We start from the raw sequence: 25,318 nt of genomic DNA, 5'->3' as shown, positions 1-25,318 counted from the left end.
ATGAGGGGACCGCTATATATTCGCTAATACATCGTGCGCTCAAATTCGTAGCTGCGGAATCTTTCAAAGGCAGCTTTCTCCAGATCTTCCCTGTGGTTAGGGTGTGCAATATCAATCAACGCCTTTGCCCGTTGACGCATATTTTTTCCATACAGGTATGCGATTCCATATTCCGTTACTATATAGTGTGCATGTGCCCGCGTGGTAACAACACCAGCGCCTTGCTTGAGAAAGGACGAAATTCGCGATATACCTTTTGATGTTATAGACGGCAATGCTATAATAGGCTTGCCACCTTCAGAAAGCGATGCGCCTCTCACAAAGTCCATTTGTCCACCCACTCCTGAGTAATGATAAGTGCCGATAGAATCCGAGCACACTTGACCAGTTATATCAACCTCGATCGCACTGTTAATAGCGGTTACTTTTGGATTTGTCCGGATGACAGCGGTATCATTTACATAATCAATACCCAGTGCAATGACCGATGGATTGTCGTCTATAAAATCATATAGCGTGCGACTTCCCAACACAAAAGAGGTAACGATCTTTCCACGATGTTTCTTTTTACGCTCATTCGTAATGACACCTTTTTCCACAAGAGGTATAATTCCGTCAGAAAACATTTCGGTGTGTATACCAAGTTGCTTGTGATTAGTTAAGGACGCCAGTACGGCATCCGGTATAGATCCAATGCCTGTTTGAATCGTTGCTCCATCTTCTACAAGTTCTGCGCAGTATGCTCCGATTCTCATTTCAATTTCACCGTTCTCTTTGATACATCGAACCTCGGGAAGCTCTTGCTCGGCATATACCATAGCATCAAACGTATCTGCTTTGATCAAGCCATCTCCCAACGTTCTGGGCATCCTCGGGTTTATTTGAGCAATAGTATACCTGGCATTTTTCACAGCGGCAGCAGCGACATCTACTGATACACCCAGCGAGCAGTATCCATGCTTATCAGGAGGTGATACCTGCACGATGGCCACGTCAATAGGAAGTATATTCTTTCTGAAAAGATTCGGCACCTCACTTAAGAATACAGGTATATAATCACCTCGTCCGCTATTAATTGCTTCACGAATGTTTTGCGAAACAAACAATGAATTCATTCTGAAACTGTCTTTATATTTTTTGTCTGCAAGAATTGCATCCCCTTGCAGGCTGATGCTGACAAGCTCTACATTCCATAGTTCATGATATCGGTTTGCCAGATGTTGTAATAGGAAGTGAGGTGTAGCGGCACCTCCATGAATAAATACCCGTTGACCAGGTTTGATGATTTGAACGGCTTCTTCTGCTGTTATATACATATTTGTATAGTTTAAAATTATACAGGAGTGTTGATTCTACTTTCATTTAAAATGCGCGATCTCATCCCGAACTCAAAGATGCCTGTGGAATCGAACCGAGCGGATGATATCGGTCAACTAAAAAACTGATCCTTGTCAGGTTTATATATAGTCTTGGGGTAAAAATCTGAGTGTCGAACAGAAAGACTGTTTTATATATGGAGACAGCCCGTACATTATCCGGATAATTAATATATTGATGTCCGAATCGATGACTGCCAGGAAAACTAAAACGTTAAAATATACGTTGTCACATCACTGCCCGAACTGGACATCCGTAACGAACTATAAATACGATTACAATTATGAAGATCATTATTCAAACACCTGATTTTAAAGCGCGCCAGACGTTGATAGATTTCGTGGAAGAGAAAGTTGGTAAGCTGGAGTCGCTGAGCGATCGGATATTGGAAGGTCGGGTAAATCTGAAGCTGGATAATTCTGAAACCGGTGAGAATAAGATCTGTGAAATAAAATTGGTTATTCCAGGACATGATCTATTCGCCAGCAGGCAAAGTGATACTTTTGAAAATGCTGTGCAGCAATCGATAGATGCTGTGAAGCATCAACTTGAGCGTTGGAAGGATTCTAAAAAGTAAGAATATACGTTAGTAATATACCGTCCATGCTTGTTAGCAAGTATAGGATTGAGATAAGTTTATTGTATAAAGAAGAGACTGTCAGACTTTGACAAGCAGTTTTTTATTTGACCGACATGTCCATGGCAGTAGAACATTAAGTTATCACAAAAAATACTGGAAATGCTGATATGATTATACAATTGATTTTAGCAATTTTAGTTGAATAATCTTATTTCACGTTTTTGATTTCCTGAATGTTGTCGTAGTTAAGGTTCTTACAAATTTTTAATGCGTAAGAAAGTGACGGGATCGAATCGTTGATGTCTAAACATACAAAGAAGAACTAGTACGATTTAGTTATAGTGTGTGAAGTATCTGTAGTGTAGACCATGTATACTTCGTGTACTCGGAAAACAGGTGATGACATGTTACCTGTTTACTTCTGTCATTTCTATAGAGCGAATTTTGGAAACTTATTTTTTTAACCGTAACCACGCATGACAGTTCTGATGTTTGGATGGGAATTTCCACCGCATATTTCCGGAGGACTCGGAACGGCCTGCCTTGGCCTTACGCAATCATTGATGGAAGAGAATGCCAAAATTCTTTTTGTTGTGCCACGCGCCCATGGTGATGAGCGTATCGAGTTGATCAATGCTTCAGACGTTTTAGTGGGTGCAACAAAAGAGGAAGTGGACTCTGTGATCCCTCCTGTGAAAGGTGAAGGACAATCTATAAAAATAACAGTAGCGTCTACGTTGGCGCCCTATACCGATGTTGAACAGTGGCAGCAATCAAGCACCGTTGAAAAATGGAACTATGAATTTCCGGCTACTACTATAAAAGAAGTTGTAACGAAAGGAGGGAAGCGTTACGAATTCACCGGCACCTACGGTCCGGCTCTGCTGGACGAAGTGCAACGGTATAGCGAGGTAGCAGCAGAGTTAACAAAGCAGTATACATTTGATGTTATCCACGCGCATGACTGGCTTACATATCCGGCAGGTATAGAAGCAAAGAGGAGCAGCAATAAACCGCTTATCGTTCACGTGCACGCAACAGAATTTGACAGAGCAGGAGAAAAGAATATAGATAAGCGCGTGTTTGATATTGAATATCAAGGAATGCAGGAGGCCGATCTGGTTATTGCTGTAAGCCAGTGGACAAAAGATATAGTGGTGTCCAAGTATAAAATTAATGGAGCAAAAGTAAAGGTTGTTCATAATGGAATTGTTCCCCAAGAGGAAACAGATTTTTCAGTTCTTCCGAAGATTAGTGAACATATCGTGACCTTCCTGGGACGAATCACTTATCAAAAAGGTCCACAGTATTTTATTGAAGCCGCGCGCAAAGTGTTGCTCCATTTTCCGGATGCTCATTTTATTATGGCCGGGTCTGGTGATCTTCTGCCAGCCATGATGGAACGTGTCGCACAACTTCGGATTTCTTCACATTTTCATTTCACCGGATTCTTGAAAGAAAAACAAATTCACCAGGTGTGGTCGGTGAGCAATGTATATGTGATGCCCTCGGTATCGGAGCCTTTCGGCATTACACCACTTGAGGCAATTCAGGCCGGTGTACCGGTAATTGTATCGAACCAGTCGGGTATAGCAGAGGTGATGGACCATGCTATAAAAGCCGACTTCTGGGATACAGATGCTTTGGCAAACGCTATTATAGGAGTGCTGAAACATAAGGCGCTTTCAAGGTCGCTTCAGGCCAGTGGTAAAAAACAAATTGAAACGCTGACCTGGAGTCAGGCAGCAAAAAAAATTAATGATCTATATCATGAACTACAAAGCATCAAACAAATCGAAGCAATATCTGAACCTGTATTTTCAGGTACACCAACCAAGGCGCCTGCGAAGATTCCAGTTTTTTGATATAGGATCTGGTATATCTTATTTTGATGATTCATTAAATGAAAATATACTTCAACGGATCGCGCGCGATTCCTATATACCGGCAAATGAATTGCTGTTGAAGCTGATCCGTAAATATCCTTCTGTCAGAATTACGTTTTCGATATCCGGCATAGCGTTGGAACAGTTCCAGGAGTATGCACCGGCAGTACTCGACAGCTTCCGGAACCTTGCTGCTACCGGCAAGGTTGAATTTCTGGGTGAAACATATTACCACTCGTTATCTTTCCTTACTGATAAAAATGAATTTATAGCACAGGTTGGACAACACAAACAAAAAATAGAAGAGCTGATAGGTATATCACCTTCTGTTTTCAGGAATACGGAGTTAATATACTCCGATGCCATTGGCAGTATGATGTATGACCTGGGATTTAAAGGAATATACCTCGATGGAATTGAGGGCATATTGAAAGGACGGTCGCCTAATAAAGTATATACTCATCCCGATAGCGACTTAATGCTTTTCCCCAGAAATTATGCATTGAGTGATGATATCGCTTTTCGGTATTCAGATGCTAACTGGAACCAGTGGCCATTGACGCCTGGTAAATTTGTAAATTGGTTACAGCAAATTCCGGCCGAACAAAACTATATCGGCTTGGGTATGGATTACGAAACATTCGGAGAGCATCAGAAAGCATCCGGAGGTATATTTAAATTTCTTGAACAGGTTATTTCTATACTCGCGAACCTGCGTCAATTTGGATTCATAAATCCATCCGAAGTTGTAAAGCGCGATTCAGCCGGAGATACACTTTCTACCAGTAAAATTATTTCATGGGCCGATCAGGCGCGCGATCTTTCTGCGTGGCTGGGAAACGACTTACAACGCGATGCGTTTGATTCTCTGAATAAGCTTCATCACGATATCATCGACACGAATAATGCTGACCTCATAGATGATTACCGCCATTTACAAACAAGCGATCACTTCTATTACATGTCTACTAAAAAAAGTGATGATGGCAACGTGCATCAATACTTCAGTCCCTATAGTTCTCCTTATGAAGCATTTATGAATTACATGAATGTTGTTTCCGACCTGGAATGGCGGGTTAAGAAGGAGATCGAGAAACAAGCGCTGAAATTTAAAACACAGCAGATGGAATCTCTTGTCACCATGGGAATTAATAACCCTTCCTTGATAGGATCATCCTGATATAGCCACGAGGCAGATTTGTTTTTCGTGAATTTTCCAGGGAATTGTATTTATTCTCTGTCCCTAAAAAATATTTTTAGTGATTCTTGTAAAATGACCAATCGGTCATTTATATTTGAGCCATCAAAGTCACGGAGATGACAAAAGCGGAGCGAACCCGGGAATTAATCATTAGCAAATCTGCGCCACTTTTCAATACAAAAGGTGTTGCCGGTACGTCTATGAGCGATATATTGGAAGCTACGAAGTTGGCGAAGGGAAGCCTATATGTACACTTTGAGAATAAAGAAGACCTTTCTCATGCTGTTGTTGATTATCACCTGAACAAGCTTGTAGAAAGTGTGAATGCTACCTTAAGCAAGCAGGCAACGGCAAAAGGAAAGTTGTTTGCCTATATCGATCTTTTCAGTGACCCGTTGGATCCGCCCTTTACCGGTGGCTGCCCGCTATTGAATTTTGGGATGGAAGCTGACGATACTGATCAGAAGATACGCAAGAAAGTAAATGCAATCATTGAAGGATCAGAGCAAAGTATAGCCAGTATCATTAAAAAAGGTATAGCTGACGGTGAATTCAAGTCTGGCTGGGATGCGCGTGAATTCGCAACAAAATTATTTGCCATGATAGAAGGAGGCATTATGATGTCGCGTGTAGCCGGAAGCAATAAAGCTATCAAAGTCCTGATCCGTGCATTGAAAAAAGAAATTGAAGAAAAAGAAAAATGATTTTTTTTGAGATAAAAATGACCGATCGGTCATTTTTATCGTTACTAACTCCACAATTAAATTTAGAATCAAATGAAGATCCAAAAAGTATGGTTTATCACAGGAGCCTCTAGAGGCATGGGCCTGGATATAGTGAAGGCCGCGCTTGACGCTGGTGATAAAGTAATTGCAACGGTGCGGAAAAATCCGGAGCAACTTGCAATCACATTGAAACGCCATAAAGATTTGCTGGTAGTTGTGCTGGATGTAACAAATACACAGCAAGTACAAGAAGGTGTGCAGAAAGCAATCTCACATTTCGGTCAGATCGATGTGTTGGTTAACAATGCGGGCTATGGCCTGCTCGGTTCTTTCGAAGAAGCATCTGATAATGAAATTAAAAAACAATATGATACCAACGTCTTTGGTTTGCTGCACGTAACGCGTGCTGTTTTACCACACATGCGCAGCAGGAAGTCAGGCCATATCATTAACATTTCATCTTTGTTCGGCTATAAAGCTTCAGTGCCTGGCCTGGGTATATATGGTTCGACCAAGTTTGCTGTGGAAGGTATATCTGAAGGGCTTGCGTTAGAAGTTAATCCCTTTGGAATTCATGTCACGGCTCTTGCGCCAGGGCTTTTTAATACAGAGTTTCTATCGACCGATTCCTATACCGTCACAGAGAATGTACTGGACGCCTACGCTTCCACGGTGGGACAAATGAGAGTAGCAGCCGGTCAGCTTCATGGTACTCTACCGGGTGATCCGGCCAAGCTTGCACAGGTTGTAATTGAACTCGCGAATAGTGAGAAGCCACCGCTTCATTTACCGGTTGGCAAAGATTCATTTGCTTCCTTCCGTGAAAAAATTACTGCGATGGAGGCTGAGTTGAATACATGGGAAAATATAGCGGCCAGCACAGATCGTCAAATCGCAACAGCTTGATAAAATCTATTCACAAGCATATAGTATATGCTTGCATACGGGAACACATAATTAACACACATAAACAATTTATACAATGAATATTGAAAACAAAACGATACTGGTTACAGGCGGTGGTTCTGGGATTGGTTTAGAAATCACAAAACTTTTAAGCGAAAAAGGAAACCGTGTTATTATCACGGGACGGAATGAAGCAAAACTTTCCAAAGCAGCAAGCCAGTTTAAAAATGTTACTGCTATAGCGTGTGACGTTACAGTAGAAGCTGATGTACTCCGCCTGGTGTCAAAAATTGAGAATGATTTTGGTGACCTGAGTGTTTTGATAAACAACGCTGGTGTGGCCCATGTACATCGCCTGCATCAAAGTGCAAATACCTTTGACATTGCACAGGAAGAAATCTCCATCAACTACTTATCTGTAGTACGGCTGACAGAAAATCTTTTGCCGGTTTTAAAGAAGCAAAAAGAAGCTGCCATTGTAAATGTTACTTCTATCGTAGTGTTCGCTCCTGCGGCATCTATACCTACTTACTCTGCCAGTAAAGCAGCGCTGCATGCTTATACTCAGATATTGAGACACTCATTGGAAAATACGTCTGTACAGGTTTTTGAATTGATGCCTCCTTTGGTAAATACAGACATGGCAAAAGAAATTGGCGGAGAGCAAAGAGGTATACCTGCAAGCCAGGTGGCCGATGCACTATATACTGCCTTGCAAACTGGTGAGTTTGAAATCCACGTTGGGATGACAGCACAGTTATACCAGGTGTTTCTGTCGTCACCGACCCAAGCGTATAAAGTTTTAAATGAGTCGTAAACGCATATAGTATACACCTCAAAAAAAGAACCCTATAATAACCTTCAATAGAGTCTGCATAAAAATGATGAGCTTTTCAACAAAGCGTCTTTGAGCTTTTCAACAAAGTCACCCCAGTGAAACCAATGGATATTTGCATGATTAATAAAAAAAGGAATCATGAAAAAAGTTTGGTTTATCACAGGCAGTTCCCGCGGGTTGGGAAGGAGCCTTACAGAAGCAGTTCTGAATAGTGGAGACAACGTAGCGGCTACTGCACGGAAGCCGGAAGCACTTGACGATTTGTTGAAAAAGTTTCCGGATCAAATCCTGCCTATAGCGTTAGAAGTAACGGACAAGACTCAAATTCAGTCGGCCGTAGTAAAGGCAGTCCAACATTTCGGCAGTATAGATGTATTGGTAAACAATGCCGGGTTTGGTATAATGGGTGCAGCGGAAGCTTTTACAGATGAGCAGGTACGAAGTCAATTGGAAACAAATCTATATGCACCGATAGAAGTAACACGTGTTGTGTTGCCCTATATGCGCAGGCAACGGAGTGGCCACATTCTTCAGATCAGCTCTGTTGGCGGCCGTGTTGGGACCGCAGGGCTAACTATATATCAGACAGCAAAATTCGGACTCGGTGGTTTTACGGAAGCACTGGCACGTGAAGTTGCTCCACTTGGTATAAAAGTAACGTCTGTTGAGCCAGGAGGTTTTCGTACGGACTGGGCGGGTGCATCTATGAGTTTTGCTCCTTCGGTAGAAGGGTATGAATCGACTGTAGGCGCACGCGTAAAGTTTCTTGAGAGTGGAGAATTTATACCCATGGGTGATCCTGACAAGGCGGCTCACGTAATGATCGAATTGGTACTACATCCCGAGCCTCCTATACATTTGGTATTGGGTAGTGAAGCAGCAGAAATTTTGAGGCAAGCTGATGATCGCAGACAAAATGAATTTGAAAAATGGTTGCCTGTAACGATCTCAACGGATCATTCAAAGGCCACTAATTTCCTTAACACAGAACAAGGAAAGTTATTTATACCCGAAAAAAAGTAATCTCATTCATTACGAAATTATATACCAAAACGGTACTTAAATTTGTGAACGACAGCCTTTATAATTTTTGATTCATCTGTATATTTAGACACTGTAAAGTGAGATTGAATGCCCGACAAAAATCCTTTGCCGAAGATTGTTTATTCCTGTTACTTCGATGTCAGTCGGGAGGGAGAACAATTTATACCTGAGCATATTTTCAGTTACCAGAATTCAGGGTCACTGGCAATGAATATCGGTACTGAAAGTTATACCTTTAACGAAGGCGATTTTAGATTCTGTAAACGAAACACGCTTGTTAAGTTTGTGAAACAACCTCCGGAAGGAGGGGAGTTCAAAGCTTTGTCTATTCGGATTGATCAGGAGGCATTGCGACAATTAAGCAGGGAAAATGGTTATTCGTCTGACCATAAGTATGAAGGCGGACCCATCATCAGCCTTGATCCGGATCCTTTGTTTAAAACATATATAGATTCGCTCATGCCGTATTTAACATTGCAGCACGGAGACAATGAACCTTTATTTTCATTGAAAGTAAAAGAAGCAGTGTTAATCTTATTGAGGGCCAAGCCCGAATTGAAAGATATACTTTTCGATTTTACGGAACCAGGTAAAATAGACCTTGAAGAATTTATGCTGAATAATTATCACTTCAATGTAGGCCTTAACCGTTATGCGTACCTCAGTGGGAGGAGCCTTGCTACCTTTAAAAGAGATTTTGAAAAGATATTTCATACATCTCCCAGCCGGTGGCTGCTTCAGAAAAGATTGCAGGAAGCGTATTACCAAATCAAGGAAAAAGGAATGAAGCCTACGGATATATACCTGGATTTAGGCTTCGAAGATCTTTCACATTTTTCATACGCATTTAAAAATGCCTTTGGGCATGCGCCTTCCAAAATATAGGGCGCTTGGGATAGTGAAACTATATAAAAGAGGTTCGCTGAAAGGTGAACCTCTTTTTATATATAGTATTTGCTTTTACATCTTGCTAGTGAACGCCGTGTACAGAATTTGTTTCTAAAAATTTGCGCACATGCTGATTGAAAAGTTTGGGTTGCTCCATCATGGCTACATGTCCGCAATGATCCAAAAATATTAATTCGGAATGTGGCAGCAGATCGTGAAACTCCAATGCTACCTCCGGTGGTGTTATGGTATCTTGCAGCCCCCAGATCAGCAATGTAGGCGCTGTCACTTGTTGCAAGAGATTCGTCATGTTATGACGTTGAGCTGCGCGTGCGAGTCCGATGATGCTTAATGTTTTCGAACGGCTTTGTACAGTTTCAAAAACTTCATCAATAAGCTCCTTCGTAGCGACTTCTCTTTTATAAAAAGTACTCTCGACTTTTTCCTGTATATAGGAGTAATCCTTTACACGCGGGAATGTGCCGCCAAATGAATTTTCGAAAAGTCCGGAGCTGCCGGTTAACACCAGCTTCTTAACCTTGTTTGGTTGTCGCCACGCATATAGTAACGCTACATGGCCACCCAGCGAATTTCCCATGAGAATGACTTTGCCAAGGTTATGGGCTTCAATGAATGCATCCAGATAATCTACGAGGTTGTCCAATCGTTCCTTTGTCAGTGGATTGGAAAACAATGGAAGTCTTGGAACCAGCACGTGATGTGTCGTAGTAAATTCATTCGCTACGTGTTCCCAATTACTCAGATTACCAAATAGTCCGTGCAATAAAATAATAGGTTCTCCTTCTCCAATGTGGAAGAGCGGTTTGTACGGTAATTCAATGGAAAAGCTCATGGTTATTTGCGTTATGTTCAATCTTAATTTTGTAATTGACAATACAGATATACTTTAAGATATACCTATAAACTATACGAAATCGTTTTGGTGTTTTTTCGAACGGGCTAAGGATGCTAACGTTTTTTGGTGGGTTCACGAGCACACGTTATACGTCCGATCTGATTTAACATCGTTGTTAGTTCATCCCATTCATGTTTACCTATACATAGACTTCACTCCAAAAGAATTATCTTCCAGAATGCCTGAGTGACGCATAAAGATAAGAATATTTCTAACGAATACAATAAGTCTATAGGCTTAGTATAGTTATAATAAAAGAAATTATGTAAAAGGCTCTAAATTGTTTCATCGTTAAAAATCTCTGATTAATTTTTTTAAACCTGGAATTATTTTCATTTGATTTTGTTGAGAGAATTTAAATTACCTTGAAGGATTAATCCTGCTTATATGATTTTGACAATTACGATTCACAATGGCTGAGGCCCGGCAGGATAGACGATTAGGATTATTACAGGCGACCGCCATTAACATGACCGACATGGTAGGGATCGGCCCGTTTATAACGCTGCCGATGGTAATCGGTATCATGAATGGCCCATACTTCCTATATGCTTGGGTTGCAGGCGCTGCGTTATCTTTTATTGATGCCATGATCTGGAGTGAGTTGGGTGCAGCGTATCCTATGGCGGGTGGTTCCTATAACTTCTTGAAAGAGACCTATAAGAAAAGCGGCCTTGGCAAATTGATGAGCTTTCTTTTTGTTTGGCAAACGATGATCCAGGCGCCACTGGTTATAGCATCGGCAGCGATCGGCTTTTCATCTTACTTTTCATATTTAACACCATTGACACCGTTGCAGGCAAAGCTCATCAGTGCGGGTGTAGTGGTGACTATAATTTTTTTACTCTATCGTAAAATCGAAGACATTGGCAAGATTAGCGTGCTCCTTTGGGTGGCCGTGATGGGGACTATGCTTTGGATCATTGGGGGCGGTATAGTGCATGGAAATATTATTGAACCTGTAAAGCAAATCAATGATGGCCTTACTTTGAACTATGCTTTTGCAGCAGCCATTGGTTTTGCCTCCGTTAAGAGTATATATAGCTATCTTGGATACTACAACGTTTGCCACCTCGGTGGAGAGATCATTAACCCATCCCGGAATATTCCGAGGAGCATGTTCCTTTCTATAGCGGGAATATTTATCCTATACCTGCTCATGAATATCAGTATCGTAAGTGTAATTCCCTGGCAGCAGGCGAAGGACAGCGAGTTTGTGATCAGCCTTTTTATGCTTCATCTTTCCGGACCCATAGCAGCCAAAGTAGTAACGTATCTGATACTGCTCGTTGCTTTTGCTTCCGTATTCTCTGCCACACTCGGGTATAGTCGCATACCGTATGCCGCAGCCGTTGACGGTGCATTCTTCAAAGCTTTTGCACGAACACATCCTACAGGAAACTTTCCACACGTATCGTTACTTTTCTTAGGAGCGATAGCGTTGGTGTTCAGTATGCTTTTTAAACTAAGCGATGTAATCAGTGCTATACTGGCAATGCGTATACTGGTGCAATTTATAGGACAAGCGGTCGGGTTGCTGATGTTACGTAGTGACAATGGAAAGAACTTTCCGTATAAAATGCCGTTCTTTCCATGGCCGGTATATCTGGCAATCACGATGTGGGGCTGTATTTTGATTTCTACCGGGTATAAAATGGTAGCAGGCGGCTTAACGGTGATTGCGGCCGGTGTAGTGGTATACCTTATCAAGGCTAAGGTTGAAAAGCAATGGCCTTTTGAGACATCTGTGTAAAAGCTATATATTTCCTGTTTTTCTGATCACAACCTTTACACTCTCGGGGTTTGCGGCCATGCAAAAAAGCTAGTCAGCCATGTTGCTTTAATGTCCGCAAGGTTATTGAGTATCTCACCTCCTGAACTGGGGCTATACCATGTTCCCATTCCATGCGTGAGCTTCCGGAGATGATATATAGCTGAAGCCTTCTGGCAAGCGTGGCGTGACTGGGAATAATTCCATATACATTAAACGGTTGATCTTTGAGACAACCCGTGATGATAAATATTTAGTTCCCTGTGGAAAATGAATCTTTGCCTTTTGCCTATGAAACGAAGGTTACTGAACTCGATGTGGTAGCAGATATACTTGCGATATAATCATTCCTTTGTAAGAATGCCGCGGATTACTTTCATCCAATCGTCCAGGTTTCCGGTGGTGGTATCTATAGCGGTGCTTTTGTTTCCATAAGGTCTATATGTATTTGTGCTGGTAACCTTGAATAGTGCTACCGTTGCTGCCAGCGAAGCACTGGCTAAATGCATCATGCCACTATCCGCACCAATGAATACATCGGTGTTGGCAATGAGTGATCCTATCTGCCGGACATCTTTACTATAAAACGATGGCGCTTTAAATGCGATCTGCGAAACATTTTCAACAGGAAGTACCTCAATTACATTATAATCCGGGAACTCCTTTTTTACACGCTCATAAAATTCTTCCCACCACGATTCTGAATAACGTTTTGCACCGGTTGCATAGGTGAATAACGCGATCGTTTTCTTGTCGTTCTTTACAATGTCCTGTAAGCTTTTTTTGCCTTCTGCTAATTCATCCGGACTGAGTTTCAGATTTAATGGTGAAACCTGTTTTTCGTTCTTTGGAAAACCCAGTTTATTTAAAAAATTCCGAAAGCTATAAACCGGATATTTCGCGATGTGTTCATGGTCGGTATATCTCATTTGGATTTCCTCGTTGATCTCCCCGAAGAATTTGTATTTAGAATTAGCGAATTTTGTGGAGAGTCTTCCAGACGAAGAATTGTTAACAACATTGATAACTATATCATAACGGTTTCGCTTAATCCTCATCCATCCACCCACGTACTTCATCAGATCTTTAAGTGGTTTTTTAGGAAGTTGAATAATGCGATCCACATTCGGATAATTTTTAAAAAGGATTGGCGCTACACTTCCTTTCACGAATAAATCAATTTTACATTCGGGAAGCGTTTCAGACACTTCCTGTAAAAGCGGAGTAATCAACAACAGATTGCCCAGCCGATGATTGGGTCTGGAAATCAGAATTCTCTTAATCTCTATTGTACTTGTTAAATCTATAGTATGCTCAAAGTGTGAAGTGCCAATGTTTCTGGTCATTCTTCGCATTACACTTTTCCGTACTCCATTTATAGTCGTTAAAAAGCTCATCCGTGGAAATTATTTACTAGTATACTAAAATGGATTGTACCATGGAAATCTGTCCAGGCAAATAATGGTATGGATTAACAGGTAATAATTATTCAAGTCATTGATATGCTATATACATCTATAAATGTCTGAAGCTGGTCGAAGAAAATTAAAAACGCTTTTCCTGCCAACAGTCTTTCCAGTGGAGCAACCGTATAGGAACGGATTCTTTTTCTGAATTTGCGCAGCAAGGACGAGCGCTTCTTGTCTTTCCAAAACAGATTTATAGATCGCTCAGGTGATTGTTGGGATAGTATAGCGTACTTGCTGAGCAGCAAGTTCATGTCCTCCTGAGGGATTCCGAGTTTAACAAAATTTCGAACTCCCTTTCGATAACCTATATTTTGAAACTTGATTCTGTTCAGATCAACCAAAGAAAATTGATAGCCATTCGAAGTTGGTATTACCAGGATGTTGCCCATGGAAAAATCTTCGTGATAAATACCCAGGGAGTGAAGCCGGGAGGTGAACTCCGCGAGGTTATGATACAGCTCTTCTTTCTTTGATTCATCCTGCATGCTGCCATGTTTCAAAATTTCTTCCAGTGTTTGGTGGGGCTCATAAACACTTACGAAGTAACTCTGCGTAAGCAGGCCACAGGTGTAGGAGTTGACCCATGCCACAGGAGCAGGGGTGGCTATACCTTTTTCATTCAGCATCTCCGAGTATATATAGGATCGGGATGCTTTTGATTTCCTGAACAAAGAATAGGCGAGCCGGTTAAAAAAATACATGCCCGCAAAACTCTTCACTACAAATGTACCGTGGTGTGTATCCACCTTTTTGACAACATTACGGTTGTCCTTGATTACCAGACCACCAAGATGGTCAAAGCGCTCTGGTAGGTTTACTACAAATTCTTTTGAATCTGAAAATTCGCTGCTGATCTTGTAAGATTTCATTGCCTGATCCTTTTGTCGTTATCGATTGCATATGTGGGGTGATTTGTTAGTTCTACACTAAATCTTAAGCGGCAACATGCCAAACGTCAATAAAATTCAAAGACACAATATTTTTTTTGAAAAATATACTCGTTAGTAAAGCCAAACTAGAAATGAGTTATTTTATGATATAGTATGCGGAAGGCATTTTTTAGTCTAAAATGGGTATATAATTTACGTCAACGGATTTTAAATATTATCAACGGTACCAAAAGGGTTGGCACTATATTTTAGAAAAAGAAGTATATAGATGGGTTCCCCAGATCGGGGATGTCGATGCAATACGGTACTTGATATACGAAATATACTATCGGGTCATCAAGAGAATCAATTCAGTATACTTTTACGACTGAGCGTAGTCACGTAGAGGGCAATAGCGAATAATAGATTCTTGAAAGCATTGGTTCCGTTATGAAATCCCCACGAGAGCAGGAATTGATTGTCGGCTTTAACGATCAGCCGGTCGATGGTAGCGAAGAGGAATAGGTTTGTTCCAAAGTAAATAAATACAGCTGCGCTGAACCAGAACATAAACATCCGTTCGATGTGTAGTTCCGGTAAGTCTTTTACCAGTTGATAGCTGTGAAGCAGCGAGTAGAACATAAACGCTATACTCGAAACAGTAAATGTATTTGAATTGAAACCGTTAACACCTTGTATAAAGAACATGTTTACAATTGCAAAAATGGTAAAGGTTATAATGCCGATGTCTATAATCCGCTTATACCAGATACGAGTATAGGCAGCCTTATAGATCAGGCTCATTAAGATAAACTGGAGCCATACATAAACGCTGTTAACAGGATTGGGGTTGATTTTAAATTGCATGTATAGCACCAGGCTAAGTACATCTGAAAGTGCTGATACAGAAAGAAGTATACCTAAGAGTTTTACGGGAACGGGCTGTTCTCTTTTGCGGAGGGCGAACACAAGCAAGATCAGCGGAACCAGTACAGATAGTACGGATATATTTCGGATAACCACAAACGTTTCAAAATTCATTAGAGAAAGTCTTTTTTTGTACAAGTTTAATTTGTTGGACAGAACGGAGGGCAAGGATTTGAAGCATCAACGATAAGCCCGCTTGTGCTCATTGTTTTTTCGTCTCCACTACCTGAAGGCCAGATGTTACTTCCGTCTTCGCGTGCACCTACCAACAGAAGTTGTTTCTCGCCTTCATCATTCGTGGCATAGTATATACGCATACCAACGCATCCTTCCTGGGAGAGAAGTTCGTTGATGATGTTGCTTCCAAAAAAGCGTGCGCGAATCGAATTCTTTTCTGGATGCTTGTCATGATGGTTTTTAATCCATTTGTCGGCGGTGTCTTTTGAAATAGGCTTGCCTACATCTGGACTTAGGGTGTAACTCATAAATAGTTAAAGGTTAAGTGAAAAAAATTATATGAAGGGTAGATGAAATGCATTTGCAGGTTGTTGTCATACTTTCGTGCAAGTATATAGCGCGATTGCTAGATAGTTTCTTTAACTTATCGTTAAACACTACAAGGTTTTTTACTGGTAAAAAACTACTATGAAACATAGTATAAAACTACTAGGACAGGGCGAATGCAGCTCGTATGGGCACTTGATGAAGGTCGATCTGTGGCTGAAAAAGTTGTGCAGAGGTATTCTTCTTACATCATCTGTGTTTAAGATGGCAGATGTTCAGTAAAAATATATTCTGTAAATACTGATCCGTATATCCGTAAATATACTGACACGTGGCGAATGTAGTTGGAAAATGCCTGTAAAAAAGACGAAGTAAAATTTCGGATAACGGTTTGTGATTACATCGCCTACCTCAACGTGTGCTATAACTTTTCATAGCACACGCCGAGATTAAGCGGCAGGAGAAAAACGTATTGGTTGCAAATCGTAACTGCTAACTACTTTACCTGTACACGTATACCTTGTGAGTGACTCGTGAACTCAGGCGCATACATACACTGAATAGTTGTTACTCCGTTTGAAAAATTTCCTTTCTGCGAAACACGCAGTGCATATTCAAATATATAGGTTCCCTTTGGCAAGTAACCGATAAAGAAATTGGTAGCCAGGTCGCGTGGGCTCTCATAATAATACAATCCGTCCTGGTATTTATGTGTAGAGATGGTGGACACCGGTTCAAAACCTGATGCGCGCATATCCTTGAGATGTATATATTCCATCGTTCTGTCAACACGCAATTCGATCTTTACTTTCACGAGATCGCCTACATGCAATTCTGTTTTATCAGTCACAGGCGTTATCACCGGACCGCGATCAGTATTCTGTTGCAGGTATAGATCCTTCTTCAGCTTCAAGGGTGTATCGGCGGGTGTGATCTTGTCAAGCTGCTCAAAGTATTGCCAATAGGCAGCACCCCATGCTACTCCTTCATCAGACTTTGAAATCTTGATCTTGCCCATGTCGGCCGTGATCTCATTTGCCTGCCATGCAGTTTTGAAATAGCCGGTGCCCACTTCTGTTTTAGTATCGGCTCGCTTTGCAGGGTCTATTATTTCATCCCCTACATATATATCTACAAGTTTACTGCTGGCCAACGCATTGGTGCCTCTTCGAAGTAATGCATAGCAAGCTTCTGTGGTAGCCTTGGTAGTTTTCCAATCCTGTGTTTGCTTTTGTTTTAACAACCAGGCCTTCATATCCTCTACAGATTTTGTATCGGCAGCAACTTCGTCATATACTTCAATCATCAGCGCCTGCGTTTCTATAGGAGCTTGATACCAGTAATAACCATGATCATTTTTCCAATACATACCCATTTCTTCCGAATGCAAAGCACGCTCGGAAAATGATTTGATCATGGCGGCTGGTGTCGTGTTATCACCAAAACGTTTAAGTGCCAGACACGTCATGCCTTGCAGGTATAGCGTGTTCTTCAACCAATATTTTTTAGCTTGCCCGAGGAAATAGTCAAATGCTTCTTTGCTGTTTGCAGGAATTGCACGATCCTTAAAATAACTGCGGGTATATAAATAATGATATTGAAGATAGCCGATCTGATTGTCATCCAGGTTGATTTCTTTTCGTTTGGCTTGCTCTTTCAGGCGATCATAATCACGTTTCATATTGGCGTCTATATATTCAATGGCACGCGTGATCATACTCCAGGTTTTGCCTTCAGTTCGTATGGACTTCACACCCATCACATCCAGATGGCCCATGCCTGCAATGATATGCTGGGTCATATATATATCAGATGGAAACCCTGGAAACCAGCTAAAGCCACCGTCACCACTTTGTGCTTTGGTGATCTTCTCAAGCGCACGTTCCTGTTCATTGGCCATCCGGTTCAGATCAAACAATGCACCCACCATACGCTTTCGCTGACTCTCATCTTTCGCCTGAAGCACCCAGGGAGTTTCTTCCAGCAACGCTGATTTCAATTCCTGGTTCTTTTCAAGATTGGACAGCAGTGCATCAGGCTGTATGTTCTTCCAAGTATCAAAGACCTGCTTAATACGCGGATTGGAATTCGCTACATGTGCTGCAATGCTATTGGCATAATACTTACTGAAAGTCTGTTCAACACAATCATATGGATATTCCATCAGGTAGGGGAGTGCTTGTATAGCATACCATGCCGGGTTAGAAGTAAACTCCAATGTATAGCGTTGATGACGCAGCGTAGTCGATTTGTTGTTTAGCAGTTTTTCAAATTTGAATTCTTTCGTTTGCTTGCCGCGTATTGGTAAAGGCAATGTCTCCGTTACCAGCATCCGGTTTGTTACCACCGGCAATACCATCTCCTCGCCGTCCGAGAAGTCACCGGCTTTAGCAACGATGCGATATGTAATGGCCTGTAGCCCCTCCGGTATTTCGATGCTCCATTCGAGGCTGGTACTTTGCCGCGACTTCAATGCAAAGTTTTTTGATTTGACTTGATTCCTGATCAGGTCATCGATAGGCTTCATGGTAAGTGCATCAAAAAATTCTAACTGTGCTATACCGGTTAATTCTTTATCGACAAGACTACTGATCTTGGCTGAGAATTTCATGATATCATTTTCACGGAAGAATCGCGGTTGATTCGGCACCACCATAATGTCTTTTTGTGTTACCAGTTGATTCTGGACAAAGCCTGATTTCAGATCTTTTGTGTGCGCAAAGCCAAGCATCTTCCAGCGCGTTAACGCTTCAGGTATAGTAAACTTGATAATGATCTCGCCATGTTCATTCGTCATTAGCTGAGGAAAGAAGAAAGCGGTTTCATTAAAGTTGGTCCTGACTTTTACGTCAGATAAATCAACTTTTTCTATCGGTTTTGTATTTACATCAGGCTTTGAAGCTTTGTTGTTATATCCATTATATCCATATCCATCAGATGCTGTAGTATCAGCTGCAAGTTCACCTTCTACTTCATCCATAGAAGCTATGGAAGATTTTTTTGCTTCCTTTCTCGGTGCGCCAGCAGCCATTGGCATTGCTTCTTCATAGAGATAGAATCGCGATCTGAATTGATAGAAGCTATAGTCAAACCAATTCAAATGATCGAAGGAAGCATCTTGCGCAGATCTTGTATGGCCATGGTTCCATTCGCGTGTATAGGGAGTGAGATCTACATGATCAAAACCGGATGCACTGGTCCAACCTAGACTTGCATTTTTGTTATGATAGAATTGAGCGTACCAGCTGTTCGCTCTGAATTCATCGAGGGAAGCATCGTATAGAGTCGCTACCATCTCGGCTGCTACCTTGTCTGCTGCTTTACCTTTGACAATGATTTTCCATTGCTCTTGTTCACCCGGTTGCAGTTTATCGCGGAAGCTCGCAAAAGATATATCCAGTTGTTTGTTCGTATAGGGCACGGTAACATCAAATTGCTCTATATATAGCCGGTTGTCTTTTATGAAAGTATAATGTATCGCAATGTTACCACGATATTCCTCTTTGATGGGAATTTCGAAAAGACGCTGTTCGTTCTTTAGTGTAATCCATTCTTTTGAAAGCAATACACCTTCCTGTTCTACTTCGTAGAGTACATTTATTTTATCTTCGGATGTACCGGTTGTGAAGGAAGCTTTTTCGCCAGGCTCGACTTTCATCTTTACCGGTTGGTAATACATGACAGCCGGAGTGGAAATTGATTTGGACGTGGGAGCATAGACGGTAAAGTAACTTACCTCGCGCACCGCCTCACCGTCTTTATCGGCAGATGTTATTTCCAGTATATATTCGCCTTCTTTCCATTGTGAAAGGTTAGGGATTGTAAAGGTCTTGTTCTTCCCGGTATCAAACGTCATGGTATATACCTCTTTATCTTTGGCCCACTTGTACTTGTTGACTTCGTCTTCATACTGATCCTTGGGGAATAAAGTATAGTACTCTTCACGGGAGAGTAGCTGCCGATCGGGCTGTTCCCATAGGCGAGGGCGGAATGTTTTGGCAGGTGCCTTTAATAGGTATATTTTCAACTGTCCTTTTGCTGCCTGGAATTCACCTGCAAGGTTGGACGTTTGAATGTTGAATTCTTTTTTCAATTCACGGTCGTCCTTGTTTACATTATCAATCGTAGCATTTATACGTAAGGATTTATAACCCACGGCTATAGCTGTAGAAGAGCTATGTGTTTCTCCGTTGATATCCGTTACGTCAGCATATACTTTATAAGTAAAGGTAGGATCGGACGAACGTTCTATTGATAAATCAGGAACGGCCGTAAAGCTGATGGTAAATTTACCATTCGAATCGGATGTTGAATTTCCATTGACAATTTCTACTTCTGGAGAAGTAGGGAAGTTTCCCCAACGCGCCCACCACCACATTGGAAAATTAGCGGCACGTACAACACGATACTTCACAAGCGCCCCATCGATGTTCGCACCTGAATAAGCGCGTGCATAGCCTTCTGCCTGAATAACATCGTTCAAGCGAAAGGATGCCGTGACCGGGTTAAAGGCTACTTCAAACTTTGGTCGTTTATATTCCTCAACAGAAAAGTATACATCACCGCTACCATCGTCATTGCGGATTTGCATGTTACCGGTTAATCCTCCGGAAGGAGCTGTAAAAACTCCGTTAAAAGTTCCATACTCATTGGTCGTTACCATCTTCGTACCCTGTTCCTGGCCGTTTACGTCCAGGAACCGTACCGTTGTAGTATATCCTTTCATGATTAGCGGATTCTTTCCATCGCTGCTGATCACGAGTCCTTTAAAGTATATAGTTTGCCCGGGGCGATATATAGCACGATCGAGGAAGAAGAACGTTTGTGTCTCTGCGGGCTCTTTACCGGATTTATATTGGTCGATGGCGCCTGAGTAGTAGTAATAGTTTTGACCGCGGTCAATAGGATCAGTACTATTAAAGTCGTTGCCAGTACGAAAGTCCACCGAAAAACTTCTTTGGTCCTCCGATTTCAAATACCCTACCTTGAGATAGCCGTTGGCATCGGTAACAAAGCTTCCAACTTTGATTCTTTCATACGTATTCTTTTTATAATTATAGCGTTGTGAGAATAACGTTGTTGTTACCGCTGCAAGTGGTTCGCCTGACTGGCGGTGCAAAGTATAAATTTCAGCACTTCCGTCCGGTAAAGCACGATGCACGTAACCGATGTTGGAAACAACGGTGAAGGCATACGCCAGTCCGTTGTCTTTCGTAGAGAAGTTAGAATGATGACTATAAAGCACCATATATTCTCCTTCAGGAAGTGCGTCAAGTTTTACTTCAATGCTGTGCTGTTGGTAATCGCCATCATCTGGCAATGTATACTTACCAGTTTTAAAAGGAGGCTTCGCTGTAAAATGCTCAATGAAATTTTCTTCGTGATTGCTATAATCCTTTTCCAGCTTTTTGCGTAGCGATTGTACTTCGTCACGCGTTACTTTAATGATGCGGTAATACAGATCGGTAAAATTCTTATAGTGTACCAGACTTCTGAATGGCTGGCCGGGAACATTGTGCTCTTCGATCGTTGCATTAATGGACTTACTCAGGATATCTTCCTGCAGATTTTCACAACGTATAGCGCCATCAGAATCCGGAAACCGTTTCTTTTCTTCTTCGCACAATGCATACGCTTTTTTTAAATCCCATTTGTGGTTATCGCCAAGCAATGGTTTATATAGTGCCCCATGTTCTACCAGCACACGCGCCTTCTCTATTAGAACAATGCCAGCCAACGGATTGTTTTTTACTTTTTGTTCAAGTCGTTCCAACGCCTGCATATAAAGGTCATCCTTATCCGGCTGTGTCAAATGCATACGAACAAATTTCAATCGCTTCAAGTCTACATCTACCAGAGCACCAGGGTCTGCATCCTGTAAATGAAATTGAATCAAGTCCTGTAAAATAGTAAGAGCATAGAACTTCATCGACAATGTATCCGGTGAAGTAACCTTTACCTGTACAAAAGCTGCTGCTTCCGATATATACTCTTTCTTATCAAGCGTGAAAGCATATACAGGTTTTGTGATGTGAGGCTCCTCGGACATAAAGAAATCCACCGCACGGTGTGCCAGGAAATCGTAAAGTGTGGGACGGTATTTTCTTCCAAGATCATTTCCTTTGTAGATGACAGGCTCGTAGATGTCAACGACTTCCTTTTTACTTTTATCGGCTTCCTCAAGACTTAATTTATACTGTGTAAACGTCTCCTGTATAATTTTCGGGAGGTTCCAGGTCTCAATGTCATTTTCCTCTACATTGATAGTTGCACTACGATTGATAAACTCGTATCGATTGCTTTGGTAATACTGCCAGTATAACTCGCCCAACATGGAATGCAGAAGTGGCTTCATCGGATAGGACGCATGATCGGCTTCACCCTTTAGCCGGATCATGTTTTTAACAAACGCATTTTCTTCTTTTACATCCGCCAGTTTTAGCTGGTGGATCATGGCTTTTACTTGCTGGCCAACGTTGTTTTGTGCTTGTGCTTGTTGGGCGATTTCGTTAACAATTTTTAAAGCCGATTCGGGCAGTCCTTTATTCTCAAAATCAGTTACTTCGTTCCAGGCTTTCTCAAAGTCAAATGAATTCATGGTATAGGGTTTATTTTGGGCGCAGGCGGATAGAATGAATGCAAAAAATCCGAGTGCTAAAAATGAAGATTTCATATCGTCAAAGGTAAATGATCAGGAATAGAATACTTGATTTTTTAAAAGTCACAACGGAAGATGTTGGAAGCAGGTGAATTCCATAAAAATGAATAAAAAATTGTATAATTATTTCCGATTGAATAAATACATTGGGTTGGATATCGCATCTTTTGCATCAGGTCGTGCATCGGTGCAATGAAGATAACAATAATAATATGTTCTTATGAGACTATTGATATTGATAAACCTTATATTTTTTTCATCCTACATTCCTTCTGCAGAGCATGATTATATCGCTGATAGTGACGTTCAAAATACATTTCAATGGGAGCAAATTGCAGATAGCGGTATAGCGTCTTTGAATACGAATTTTTGGAACGCAGCTAAGTTCTATAGTAATGCTAATCCGGATGACGGAAAGTTTAATTACTGGCCTCAGGCCCATGCACTGGATGTATTGGTAGATGCCTATGCACGAACCGGAAAGAATGTATATATTGATTATATGAATGCCTGGTATACAGGAGTAAACGTTAAAAACGGCAATACATTTTTAAACGAATTTTATGATGACATGGAGTGGAACGCTTTGGCTATGCACCGTGCCTATCAGGTTACACATGACAAAAAGTGGCTGAACGAAAGTGTTATACTCTGGAATGATATCAAGAATGGCTGGAATGATGTTATAGGTGGAGGAATTGCCTGGCGAAAAACGCAAACCTATTATAAGAATACGCCAGCCAATGTACCTGCTGCTATACTGGCAGCCCGCCTTTACATTGAAACGAAAGAAGAGATATACCTGACGTGGGCAAAGAAGATCTATACCTGGGAGAAGTCGACACTTGTGAATAGACTCGATGGTCTGGTATACGATGGTATCAATGCAAACAATGATGGCAAATTGCAGGATGATCCCGGTTGGAGATTCGCTTATAACCAGGGAGTTTTCATAGGAGCAGCACTTGAACTTTATGGAATTACGAAAGACAAAGTATATTTAAACGATGCCCTTAGAACTGCTGACCACATGATCATCGATAACGTTATGTCCCCTGACGGAATTATGCGTGCAAGTGACAATGGTGACGGTGGTTTATTCAACGGCATTGGCGTACGCTATCTTACTTTATTAACGTTGCATCCGGATATACCATCCTCGTTGCGTAACAAGTATATAGCATTTATCAAACATAACGCGGAGACGCTTTGGTTAAACGGAATGGACAGGACCAAGACTATATTTAGTAATAACTGGCGACAGCCGCCCGGAGAGACAGCATACCTGACTCCGCAGTTAAGCGGGTGCATGCTGATGGAATCTATGGCATTGCTGGCGCGTAAAAATTATTTAAAGTGAGCATCGATCACAGAATGTACTATAAAATTCATTGGCGAAATCCCTCGAAGGTGATCAGCCAGATATATGGAAGCGGACAAACTCCTTTTACTGTAAATAGATTTCACATCGTTTTCGATGCTTTATCGTCTGATGACCTTTTTAAGTTTCAATACTCACACATAGCAACTAGAAGGCTGCTTGAAATTTTCCGCGAGAATCAATTCACAGGGTTGGGAATTTGCAAGGAGCTTATCGTGGAAATTTCAGGTGAATTTAAGGATGTATATACAAGCGAACCGCTTCCGTCTTACTTCCTGCTGGCCGTAAAGGGTACACCCGGTGGTGATGATATCGGGATTACCGCAGACTATGACCTGGTTATTTCAGCACGTGTTTTAAACGAACTAAATGGCGTTAATATATCGGACGTAGACATCGAAGAGTTTTGAATGCAGGCGGAAGGTAATGTCAGAGATAGCATAGTGTCAGTGAGGAACAAATAAGCAATGATTAATTGCTTCGAGTAGTTTAGTCGTGTCCAATGGTTTCTCGATAAAACAATCCACGCCTGCGGCTTTCGCTTTTTGCTGGCAGTCAACTCCGGAGATCATTACGATTGGGATATTGCTCGCGACCTTATGAAGTTTCGGGTACTTGCAAATGGCTATTCCGTCAATCACCGCCATCTCTTTATTGAGTATAAATAAATCCGGCCATTCACTCATTCCATCTACAATGGTGTTGGCGTTGCGGAGGCATTGAACTTCGAATCCGTTGTCATGGAGTATTTTGCGCAAAAGCAAGAGAACATCCTCATCATCATCTGCTATTAAAATTTTCTTTTTATGGTCCATTGGTCTGGTGTGTAGGGAATACTCATTTAGTTTATTACCAAATGAATGACGCGTGCTTTGATTCAATTTTATTTACGTTGTAGTTATTAGTAGTGCAGAAAAAAAGATACTGAGCGATTACTTATAAAAAAATGTGCCATTACAACTGGGACCTTTTCCAAGGACATTTATCCTGTAACAGATCCGCACCGATTTCGAGTGCTTTCGTTTTTCCGGATTTCTCTTCACGGGGAGAATCAAACGTTAGACTCGGTATTTTTTCCGCCACAAGCGGTAATGATAATGGCTGCTGTGAGTATTGAAGTAATGTGATTCATGGTATCGATAATTTGGCGGGAGGCGTGAAAATTCTGTGCCGCGTCTGCATTCTCCAAATGGACGTGCTGAAATATATACATGGTCTCGTCATGTAATCCATTATCTGGAATACCGGATTATCCAATTATAGTTAAGGAAAATAATGGAATTCCTGCGGTGTTGTTCCTGCGTGTATTTGTCGAAATAATGATTAAGCTATATCTTCAAACCAAAATTCCCGGTTGTTAGTTTAATGGCAAAACTAT

19 protein-coding genes are annotated in these 25,318 nt (G+C 41.4%); 11 read left to right on the top strand and 8 right to left on the bottom strand.

The window, feature by feature from the left end:
* Positions 1-23: 23 nt before the first annotated feature.
* Positions 24-1,316, bottom strand: a complete 1,293-nt coding sequence (locus B5Y40_RS22670) for an acetyl-CoA hydrolase/transferase family protein (protein ID WP_079689114.1) — start codon at positions 1,314-1,316, stop codon at positions 24-26.
* 344 nt (positions 1,317-1,660) lie between these two features.
* Here B5Y40_RS22670 and B5Y40_RS22665 point away from each other — a divergent pair, with 344 nt between their 5' ends.
* From B5Y40_RS22665 to B5Y40_RS22630, 8 genes are all read left to right on the top strand, one after another.
* On the top strand, positions 1,661-1,954 hold the full coding sequence (locus B5Y40_RS22665; RefSeq protein ID WP_079689113.1) for an HPF/RaiA family ribosome-associated protein: 294 nt from the start codon (positions 1,661-1,663) through the stop codon (positions 1,952-1,954).
* Positions 1,955-2,433: 479 nt separating this feature from the next.
* Complete coding sequence (locus B5Y40_RS22660) at positions 2,434-3,822, top strand: glycosyltransferase family 4 protein (RefSeq protein ID WP_221408976.1); 1,389 nt, start codon at positions 2,434-2,436, stop codon at positions 3,820-3,822.
* Positions 3,728-5,023, top strand: coding sequence for a glycoside hydrolase family 57 protein (locus B5Y40_RS22655; protein WP_079689112.1), 1,296 nt, complete (start codon positions 3,728-3,730; stop codon positions 5,021-5,023). Before B5Y40_RS22660 ends, B5Y40_RS22655 begins: the two co-directional genes overlap by 95 nt.
* 137 nt (positions 5,024-5,160) lie before the next feature.
* Positions 5,161-5,748, top strand: coding sequence for a TetR/AcrR family transcriptional regulator (locus B5Y40_RS22650; protein WP_079689111.1), 588 nt, complete (start codon positions 5,161-5,163; stop codon positions 5,746-5,748).
* A gap of 72 nt (positions 5,749-5,820) precedes the next feature.
* Positions 5,821-6,675: an oxidoreductase gene (locus B5Y40_RS22645; RefSeq protein WP_079689110.1), complete on the top strand. Its 855-nt coding sequence runs from the start codon at positions 5,821-5,823 to the stop codon at positions 6,673-6,675.
* Between the two features lie 76 nt (positions 6,676-6,751).
* Entirely contained in the window at positions 6,752-7,492 is a 741-nt protein-coding gene (locus B5Y40_RS22640; protein ID WP_079689109.1) for an SDR family oxidoreductase, read from the top strand.
* 159 nt (positions 7,493-7,651) lie between these two features.
* A complete protein-coding gene (locus B5Y40_RS22635) occupies positions 7,652-8,536 on the top strand; it encodes an oxidoreductase (protein ID WP_079689108.1) in 885 nt (294 codons plus the stop codon).
* 108 nt (positions 8,537-8,644) lie between these two features.
* Positions 8,645-9,442: a helix-turn-helix domain-containing protein gene (locus B5Y40_RS22630; RefSeq protein ID WP_079689107.1), complete on the top strand. Its 798-nt coding sequence runs from the start codon at positions 8,645-8,647 to the stop codon at positions 9,440-9,442.
* Positions 9,443-9,527: 85 nt separating this feature from the next.
* On the opposite strand, the gene B5Y40_RS22625 is transcribed toward B5Y40_RS22630, so the two are convergent.
* Positions 9,528-10,298, bottom strand: coding sequence for an alpha/beta fold hydrolase (locus B5Y40_RS22625; RefSeq protein WP_079689106.1), 771 nt, complete (start codon positions 10,296-10,298; stop codon positions 9,528-9,530).
* Between the two features lie 475 nt (positions 10,299-10,773).
* Here B5Y40_RS22625 and B5Y40_RS22620 point away from each other — a divergent pair, with 475 nt between their 5' ends.
* Positions 10,774-12,114 (top strand): APC family permease, encoded by a 1,341-nt coding sequence (locus B5Y40_RS22620; protein ID WP_079689105.1) that lies wholly within the window; start codon positions 10,774-10,776, stop codon positions 12,112-12,114.
* Between the two features lie 362 nt (positions 12,115-12,476).
* Here the strand turns inward: B5Y40_RS22620 and B5Y40_RS22615 are convergent, their stop codons facing one another.
* The 5 genes from B5Y40_RS22615 to B5Y40_RS22595 form a co-directional block, all read right to left on the bottom strand.
* On the bottom strand, positions 12,477-13,529 hold the full coding sequence (locus tag B5Y40_RS22615; RefSeq protein ID WP_079689104.1) for a glycosyltransferase family 9 protein: 1,053 nt from the start codon (positions 13,527-13,529) through the stop codon (positions 12,477-12,479).
* A 92-nt stretch (positions 13,530-13,621) separates the two neighbouring features.
* On the bottom strand, positions 13,622-14,470 hold the full coding sequence (locus B5Y40_RS22610) for a lipopolysaccharide kinase InaA family protein (protein WP_079689103.1): 849 nt from the start codon (positions 14,468-14,470) through the stop codon (positions 13,622-13,624).
* Between the two features lie 366 nt (positions 14,471-14,836).
* Positions 14,837-15,511, bottom strand: a complete 675-nt coding sequence (locus B5Y40_RS22605) for a hypothetical protein (RefSeq protein WP_079689102.1) — start codon at positions 15,509-15,511, stop codon at positions 14,837-14,839.
* 26 nt (positions 15,512-15,537) lie between these two features.
* Positions 15,538-15,882, bottom strand: a complete 345-nt coding sequence (locus B5Y40_RS22600; protein WP_079689101.1) for a hypothetical protein — start codon at positions 15,880-15,882, stop codon at positions 15,538-15,540.
* Between the two features lie 515 nt (positions 15,883-16,397).
* On the bottom strand, positions 16,398-22,574 hold the full coding sequence (locus B5Y40_RS22595; protein WP_079689100.1) for an alpha-2-macroglobulin family protein: 6,177 nt from the start codon (positions 22,572-22,574) through the stop codon (positions 16,398-16,400).
* A 205-nt stretch (positions 22,575-22,779) separates the two neighbouring features.
* Here B5Y40_RS22595 and B5Y40_RS22590 point away from each other — a divergent pair, with 205 nt between their 5' ends.
* The gene (locus tag B5Y40_RS22590) at positions 22,780-23,919 is read left to right on the top strand and encodes a glycoside hydrolase family 76 protein (protein ID WP_079689099.1); all 1,140 of its coding nucleotides are present in this window, start codon (positions 22,780-22,782) and stop codon (positions 23,917-23,919) included.
* Complete coding sequence (locus B5Y40_RS22585; RefSeq protein ID WP_143785886.1) at positions 23,916-24,350, top strand: hypothetical protein; 435 nt, start codon at positions 23,916-23,918, stop codon at positions 24,348-24,350. Before B5Y40_RS22590 ends, B5Y40_RS22585 begins: the two co-directional genes overlap by 4 nt.
* A 36-nt stretch (positions 24,351-24,386) precedes the next feature.
* On the opposite strand, the gene B5Y40_RS22580 is transcribed toward B5Y40_RS22585, so the two are convergent.
* On the bottom strand, positions 24,387-24,755 hold the full coding sequence (locus tag B5Y40_RS22580; protein ID WP_079689097.1) for a response regulator: 369 nt from the start codon (positions 24,753-24,755) through the stop codon (positions 24,387-24,389).
* Between the last annotated feature and the right edge of the window lie 563 nt (positions 24,756-25,318).

This window comes from Ohtaekwangia koreensis (assembly GCF_900167975.1).
GTDB classification, from domain to species: domain Bacteria; phylum Bacteroidota; class Bacteroidia; order Cytophagales; family Cyclobacteriaceae; genus Ohtaekwangia; species Ohtaekwangia koreensis.
This window is presented reverse-complemented; position numbering and strand designations above follow the sequence as displayed.

What these genes read in the sequence shown, in the direction of transcription:
- B5Y40_RS22670 (WP_079689114.1), bottom strand. Translation starts at nt 1,316, where the DNA reads ATGTATATAACAGCAGAAGAAGCCGTTCAAATCATCAAACCTGGTCAA.
- B5Y40_RS22665 (WP_079689113.1), top strand. Translation starts at nt 1,661, where the DNA reads ATGAAGATCATTATTCAAACACCTGATTTTAAAGCGCGCCAGACGTTG.
- B5Y40_RS22660 (WP_221408976.1), top strand. Translation starts at nt 2,434, where the DNA reads ATGACAGTTCTGATGTTTGGATGGGAATTTCCACCGCATATTTCCGGA.
- B5Y40_RS22655 (WP_079689112.1), top strand. Translation starts at nt 3,728, where the DNA reads ATGAACTACAAAGCATCAAACAAATCGAAGCAATATCTGAACCTGTAT.
- B5Y40_RS22650 (WP_079689111.1), top strand. Translation starts at nt 5,161, where the DNA reads ATGACAAAAGCGGAGCGAACCCGGGAATTAATCATTAGCAAATCTGCG.
- B5Y40_RS22645 (WP_079689110.1), top strand. Translation starts at nt 5,821, where the DNA reads ATGAAGATCCAAAAAGTATGGTTTATCACAGGAGCCTCTAGAGGCATG.
- B5Y40_RS22640 (WP_079689109.1), top strand. Translation starts at nt 6,752, where the DNA reads ATGAATATTGAAAACAAAACGATACTGGTTACAGGCGGTGGTTCTGGG.
- B5Y40_RS22635 (WP_079689108.1), top strand. Translation starts at nt 7,652, where the DNA reads ATGAAAAAAGTTTGGTTTATCACAGGCAGTTCCCGCGGGTTGGGAAGG.
- B5Y40_RS22630 (WP_079689107.1), top strand. Translation starts at nt 8,645, where the DNA reads ATGCCCGACAAAAATCCTTTGCCGAAGATTGTTTATTCCTGTTACTTC.
- B5Y40_RS22625 (WP_079689106.1), bottom strand. Translation starts at nt 10,298, where the DNA reads ATGAGCTTTTCCATTGAATTACCGTACAAACCGCTCTTCCACATTGGA.
- B5Y40_RS22620 (WP_079689105.1), top strand. Translation starts at nt 10,774, where the DNA reads ATGGCTGAGGCCCGGCAGGATAGACGATTAGGATTATTACAGGCGACC.
- B5Y40_RS22615 (WP_079689104.1), bottom strand. Translation starts at nt 13,529, where the DNA reads ATGAGCTTTTTAACGACTATAAATGGAGTACGGAAAAGTGTAATGCGA.
- B5Y40_RS22610 (WP_079689103.1), bottom strand. Translation starts at nt 14,470, where the DNA reads ATGAAATCTTACAAGATCAGCAGCGAATTTTCAGATTCAAAAGAATTT.
- B5Y40_RS22605 (WP_079689102.1), bottom strand. Translation starts at nt 15,511, where the DNA reads ATGAATTTTGAAACGTTTGTGGTTATCCGAAATATATCCGTACTATCT.
- B5Y40_RS22600 (WP_079689101.1), bottom strand. Translation starts at nt 15,882, where the DNA reads ATGAGTTACACCCTAAGTCCAGATGTAGGCAAGCCTATTTCAAAAGAC.
- B5Y40_RS22595 (WP_079689100.1), bottom strand. Translation starts at nt 22,574, where the DNA reads ATGAAATCTTCATTTTTAGCACTCGGATTTTTTGCATTCATTCTATCC.
- B5Y40_RS22590 (WP_079689099.1), top strand. Translation starts at nt 22,780, where the DNA reads ATGAGACTATTGATATTGATAAACCTTATATTTTTTTCATCCTACATT.
- B5Y40_RS22580 (WP_079689097.1), bottom strand. Translation starts at nt 24,755, where the DNA reads ATGGACCATAAAAAGAAAATTTTAATAGCAGATGATGATGAGGATGTT.